This window comes from Candidatus Eisenbacteria bacterium (assembly GCA_016867495.1).
GTDB lineage: Bacteria > Eisenbacteria > RBG-16-71-46 > CAIMUX01 > VGJL01 > VGJL01.
In genome coordinates, this window is the sequence record VGJL01000151.1 from 1 (window position 1) to 6,166 (window position 6,166).

The 6,166-nt window shown below is 66.1% G+C and carries 4 protein-coding genes; 3 read left to right on the top strand and 1 reads right to left on the bottom strand.

The features are described 5' to 3' along the window. On the bottom strand, positions 1-960 hold a 960-nt coding region (locus FJY88_10955), incomplete at its 3' end, for a flippase-like domain-containing protein (protein MBM3287852.1). A 1,647-nt stretch (positions 961-2,607) separates the two neighbouring features. Between FJY88_10955 and FJY88_10960 the strand changes: the two genes are divergently transcribed. The 3 genes from FJY88_10960 to FJY88_10970 form a co-directional block, all read left to right on the top strand. Continuing rightward, complete coding sequence (locus tag FJY88_10960; GenBank protein ID MBM3287853.1) at positions 2,608-4,533, top strand: hypothetical protein; 1,926 nt, start codon at positions 2,608-2,610, stop codon at positions 4,531-4,533. 131 nt (positions 4,534-4,664) lie between these two features. After that, the gene (locus tag FJY88_10965) at positions 4,665-5,867 is read left to right on the top strand and encodes a fibronectin type III domain-containing protein (protein MBM3287854.1); all 1,203 of its coding nucleotides are present in this window, start codon (positions 4,665-4,667) and stop codon (positions 5,865-5,867) included. A gap of 10 nt (positions 5,868-5,877) precedes the next feature. Next, positions 5,878-6,166, top strand: a 289-nt coding sequence (locus FJY88_10970) for a hypothetical protein (protein ID MBM3287855.1), incomplete at its 3' end; no start/stop codon positions are given.

A 6,166-nucleotide genomic window follows, 5' to 3' on the forward strand; every position in this document is an offset into this window, starting at 1 on the left:
GGCGAGGCAGAAGGCCAGCAGGACAAGAGTGTCGACGAGGCGCACGGCAAGAACGGATCCCAGGACCGAGCTCACGGGGAAGCGTCCCCTGAGGAAGTACGCCTTCGCGAGGTCCCCCCCCTTGGACGGCGTGAAGATCGACAGGGTCCAGGACGCCAGGACCAGCCCCATCGACTCCCTGAGCGCGATGCGACATCCCATCCCCTCCATCACGCAGCGCCACCTGGCCGCGGAGAGAGGAGGGAAGGCCAGCGTGATCGCGAAACCCGCGACGAGGGGAAGAAACCGGGCCTCGCGGAGGATCTCCCCCACCGCCGCGAAGGAGACATCCCGGAAGATGAAGAAGAAGACGAGGACGGTGACCGCGGCGACCGCCGCGAGGCGAAGCCAGTCGCGGGCCGTGTTGACGGGCCGTCTCGGCGATTCGTCCGCCTGCCGAAGGACAGAGTCACCCGCCTCGTTCACGGCTCCTCCGAGGTCGCGATGCGGACGAGCCCCTTCTTCAGATCGATCTCGCGGACGACATCGATCCTCCCGGTCCTGTTCAGACGCTCGATGTCGGCATCCGACAGGTAGGAGCCGCTGACGCCCAGCTCGAAGCTCTGGAAGTAGCGCGACTGGGGAACGTACCGGACGCTGAAGTCGTCGCCGATCCTGACCCTCTCGAAGCGCGGCCCCCTCCCCCGCTCGATCCGGTCGGTCACGATGACCCTGCCGCTCTCGAAGCGGATCGCGCGCCTGAAGCGCGACGGCGACGCCCCGCTCCGCGTCATGAGGAGCCGCCGGATCCCGCCCTTGATCCGGTAGGCGAGCCACGCGCTCCAGCCCGCCGAGAGGAGGAAGAGGCGGAAGAGGATCATCCTCCAGGGGGTGAACGCCTTCGTGACCATGAAGTGGAGAGATCCCTCGACGACAAACTCGTTCTCGTCCCACCGGATCGCGCGGTTGGGATCGATCCACTGCGAGGTCACGACACGGCCGTCAGCCCTCTCGGCGAGGATGCCGCAGTCGCTCGCGAGGACTTTCGGGGCTTCCCCCACGCCGCAGACCTTGAGCACGCCTCCCTTGGCGAGGTTGACCGCGATGTAGGCCTCCGGAGTCCTGCGGATCTGCATCCGCGCGCGCGGCCAGCTCCTCGTGAACGGAGGACCGTCGCAGGGAAGCGGGGGAAGCGGATCGGGTCGCGGCCTCCAGTCGATCCAGGACTGCAGCAGCTCCGGGATCCTGTAGAGGAAGTAGCGATCCTCCTGGATTTCCGGGGGCACGAGGCGGCCGCGCCGGAGGGCGGACAGCATCCGCTCCGCCACGGCGCCCGCCATCGGAACCCGGGGCGCGGCAAGCTCGAAGCCGTGGGGGTAGAAGTGGAGCGTCTGCCGGCTGCCCAGCGATCCGCCGAAGTGTCCGTCCGGAAAGACGAAGTGGGAGCAGAAGTCGATCGCGCGACGGATCACGCCATCGATCCGCTCATCGGCGTAGATCTTCCGCAGCTTCCCGAGAAACGAGATCGTGGCCGAGAGGTAGCCCGGATCGGCGCCGTCGTACTCGAGACACCATCCCTCCTCGTCGCAGTGGCGGAGGAAGTCGTCGAGGCGCTCGTGGAATCCCGCGAGGAGTCTCCGGTCGCCCAAGAGCGCGTAGGCCTCGTAGATCGGGAGGATGGCCATCGCGTGATGGTTCGCGAGCACCCCGGGCTCGTCGTATCGCGCGAGAAAGCGGGCCGCCCGGTAGACGCTCTCGCGGAGTCGATCTGCCAGACCGGGCGGCAGGTGCCCATCTAGAAGCCGCAGGGAATCGCAGATCGCGTAGACCAGGAATCCCGTCGGGCCGGCCCATCCCCGCTCGTTCGGATAGAACTCATCGAACGATCCGTCCGAGTGCTGGATGCGGGTCCAGAACTCCATCCCGGCCAGAGCCCAGAAGAGGATCTTCGGGCTTCCGAGATACGGGTTGTCGGGAAAGGGCGTCGTGTAGGCGAGCGCGAGGGAGTGCGCGCCGAACTGCGCGATCGCCGAGGGGAAGTCGACGCTCCGGCAGAGCCAGTACTCGCGGTGAAAGCATCCGTAGGTCGGCGAGAACTCGTTGCGGTCTTGAAGGGAGAGCAGGCGCGGGATCTGCGCGAGCGCCCGATCTGCGTACGCCCTGCGCAACTCCTCCCCCCGGGGAGGGGCCGCTCCATCGGGGCGGGCGCCTTCGAAGAGCGGGGAATCGACGTTCCCAGAGTCCATGACCTGACATGTTAGAGCGCCGGGGCGAGCGATGTAAGCTCCGAAAGAGCTGCCTAACGCGTTGTGAAATAGTCTGCTACATCGCAAGGTCAACCGCGGCAGGAAGGCCTCAAGACGCCTTGCCCTCGTGAATATCATAACAAATGCGAAAATAGTGAATAAAAAAGAGTGACGTCCCTCTCAGAATGACCGATGATCACCCCGTGGTCGAGATTTGGGGAAGCAAACCAACGCATAGGACTCCTCCCAGTCGAGATCGTTTCTGAGCGAGCAGCAGGGCCGAGTTGATAGATGGTCCGAGCAGTGACATAGATGAAGGTGAGGCTAGACCTCACCCTTGCCCGCACCTACTTTTGCGGCCAAAGGTGGTGCGGGCATTTCCTTGCCCTCCCCGCGCACTCGCGCGGATCCGCTCGAACGGTCTAGACTCCCCCCGGGCCAAGGAAGGGAGGGTCTTCTGGAGCGCAACCAGCCAAGGGGCGGCCCCAGGCTCCGCGAATCCCCATCGATCGAGCGGGCCGCCTGGATCCTGATTGGGATCCTCCTGCTCCTCCTTCTCTACCGAACCTGGCAGGGCCCCGACATCTTCTTCCATCTCCACATGGGCCGGCAGATTCTCAAGACCGGATCTCTCAGTCCTCCCGATCTGGTCCTCGCCCCGCCGACCGGATACGTGAACATCTACTGGCTCTTCCAGGTGATGGTCGAGATCTCGTACCGGATCGGCGAGGTCTTCGGCGTCAGCCTCCTCATGGTGGCCGCCTGGGTCGCGATCGTGGCGCTCTGGGCGCGCGCCGCTTCCCTCCTTCGCTCCGGCGGCGTTGGAATGATCCTCGCCATCGGCGGCATCCTCATACTCCAGAATCGATTCGACCCCCGCCCCGAGGTCTTCTCTTACCTCCTCCTGATCCTCATGGTCGACCGGCTGGATCGATGGGCCCGGGACGGCGTCGAGCTGACCTGGCGCCGAATCGCCTCGGTCGGCCTGCTCCAGCTCCTCTGGACGAACACGCACGGCTTCTTCGCCCTCGGCCCCGCGCTGGTCGGGATCATGGCCGTCTCATCGATGGTCCAGGGTCGCGGCAGATCCTCCGGCTGGCTCAAGCTCCTCGCGACCGTCTCCGTGGCGAGCTTTCTCTCTCCGCACGGAGTCGATGGCTGGAGATTTGTCCTCGACCTCTGGAGATTCCAGGGGTCGATGGGCTGGGCGATCCGGGAAACGCGCCCCCCGACCGGCGACTTCCTGAGGATCTGGACCGTGCAGGTCTTCTGGGCCTGCTGGGCCGCGGTCCTCCTGGCATCGGTCGCCAACGCCTTTCGCGGCGAGAGACGAATCCATCTCTTCGCCTTCGCGGCCGCGGGCCTCTACCTGAGCGCCTCGAGCGTCCGCAACGGTCCGTTGCTTCTTCTTCTCGGCGCTCCGGCGATGCGCTCCTTCCTCGAGCGGGCGTTGCTCGAGAAGAAACCGGGGGGCAAGCGGCGCGCTCGCCTCTCTTCAAGAGTGCGCGCGGTCGCCGCCCCCGCCGCAGGTCTCATCGCCTGCGCGATATCCGTCTGGATCCTATCGGGGACCTACCACGGGACTATCGAGGCGCGCACGCAGCTCGGCCTCTCGCTCACGCCCTACACCTACCCGACGAAGCTCGCGGACTGGCTCGTTCCCGCTCGCTTCGCAGGCAGGATCTTCGCCAATCCCGCGGACGCATCCTACCTGCAGCTGCGACTTCCGGGGGCCAGGATCTACATGGATCAGCGCTTCATGCGCGCGGCCGAGACGCAGACCTTCCTCACCGCTCTCGCAGACCCCTCCGCCTTTCGGCGTCTCCATGCCCAGTACCGGTTCGACGCCGCGGTTCTCCTCCTCGGGCACAGCAACGACCTGATCGCCTCCCTCGAGTCTGACCCGGAGTGGACGCTCGCCTACGGCGATCTGCATCGAGTCCTTCTGCTCAATGCGCGGTCGGATCAGGCCGCGAGGCTGGAACGCCGGCCGGTCCGCTACTACGACGGCGAGGACCTGTCGCTGCCGCCGAACGGATGGCCCGCGATCCAGTGGGTCATCCTGAGGATCGGGGAGAAGAACCGGGCGGAGCTGGGCGAGGCCCTCCGGCAGTTCGGGGGCGCGAAGGCGATCCCCTCTCCGCTGATCGGCTATGCCCTGCAGTATGCGCTGCAGGTGCGGGATCCCGCCCTGGCCAGGGAAGCGCGTCAGTTACATCCGAAGATGATCGTCCTCGACCGGCGCGACAGGGGCGACGTCGAAGCGCTCATGCGGCAAGCGGCCCGGCTGGCCAGCGCGCCCCCATAAGCAGCCGCACATAGGCAGCGACGCGTTGACCCTCCGCGCTTCCATCGAATAGGATCGGCCATGCCCCTCGGCCCGACGCGGCGGTTGCCGGGAGCCGCTGGAACTTGGGACGGGCGGACGGGAGGTGGACCATGCATCGGCACCGACGGGGCCGCGGGTTGCCGCTTGTCGCGGCGCTCGCTCTCCTTCCCTTACTCCTCCTGCAAGCCTCGGCCGCCTTGGCGGAGAACGCGGCGGAAGATCCTCCCGCTCCCAGGCCCCCGCTCGATCTCAAAGCGGTCGACACGCCCAACGACCGGGGCGAGAGCGTCGATCTCGAGTGGCGCCCGAGTCCGGATGAAGCCGATCCCGCAGCGGGCGCGCTTCTCTATCTGATCGAGCGCGCGCAGGCGCAGGCCGGCCCCTTCGAGCGGATCGCCGATGCCCCGGCCGGCACGACCGCCTACACCGACAACAGCGTCCGCGACGAGGAGACCTACTACTACCGCGTCTCGACCACGGGGACGGGCGGCGGGACATCGGCCCCGAGCGCGGTCGCCGGCCCCGTCCGCTCGACAGGGCAGTGGTTCGATCTCCGCAAGCTGGCCACGCTCATCCTGACCTTCCTCTTCTGTCTCACGGTGATGGTCCTGATCCGGGCCGCCCGGCGGGGGAAGACCTTCTATGTGCGGCCGATTCCCGGTCTCTCGGCCGTCGACGAGGCGATCGGCCGCGCGACCGAGATGGGCAAGCCGATCCTCTTCATACCGGGGATCTCCGTAGCGAGCGAGGTGGCGACCCTCGCCGCCTTCACACTCCTCGGGCGGGTCGCCAAGAAGACCGCCGAGTACCAGACTCCGGTCCTCGTCCCCTGCGCGGATCCGATCGTGATGACGATCGCCCAGGAGATCGTGAAGTCCTCTTACCTGGACGCCGGACGCCCCGAGCTCTACCGGCAGGAGGATGTCTACTTCGTCACGCAGGATCAGTTCAGCTACACGGCGGCGGTCAACGGAGTGATGTTGCGCGAGCGGCCGGCGACGAACTTCTACATCGGGAAGTTCTACGCCGAGAGCCTTGTCCTTGCCGAGACCGGGAATGTGGCGGGATCGATCCAGATCGCGGGGACCGATGAGATCACCCAGATCCCCTTCTTCGTCGCGGCCTGCGACTACACCCTGATCGGCGAGGAGCTCTACGCCTCGAGCGCCTACCTCTCGCAGGAGCCGCCCCTCCTGGGAACCTTGAAGGCCCAGGACTTCGGCAAGGCGGTCGGCGCCATCCTGATCGTCCTGGGCGTGATCATGGCGGCGTTCGGCCAGACCTGGTTCGTCGACTTCTTCAGAGTGCAGTAGGAGGCGATCGATGCAACGCGAGCTGCCCAGACTCATCACCCTTGTCACCGGGATGTTCATGGCGATCCAGTACTTCATTCCCCACAAGCACTCCGAGCAGTTCTACCAGACGTCGCTGGACTGGCTCATCATAGTCGGGATCTTCTCGATCGTCCTCGGGATCGCGAGCCTCGTGAACCTCCACGTCAACAAGATCCAGAGGCGGGACGCGGGGACGAAGTACAGCTACATCCTGCTGGCGGGCCTTCTCTACATGATCCTCTCCGCGATCCTGACCGGGACCGACCAGCAGAGCTTCA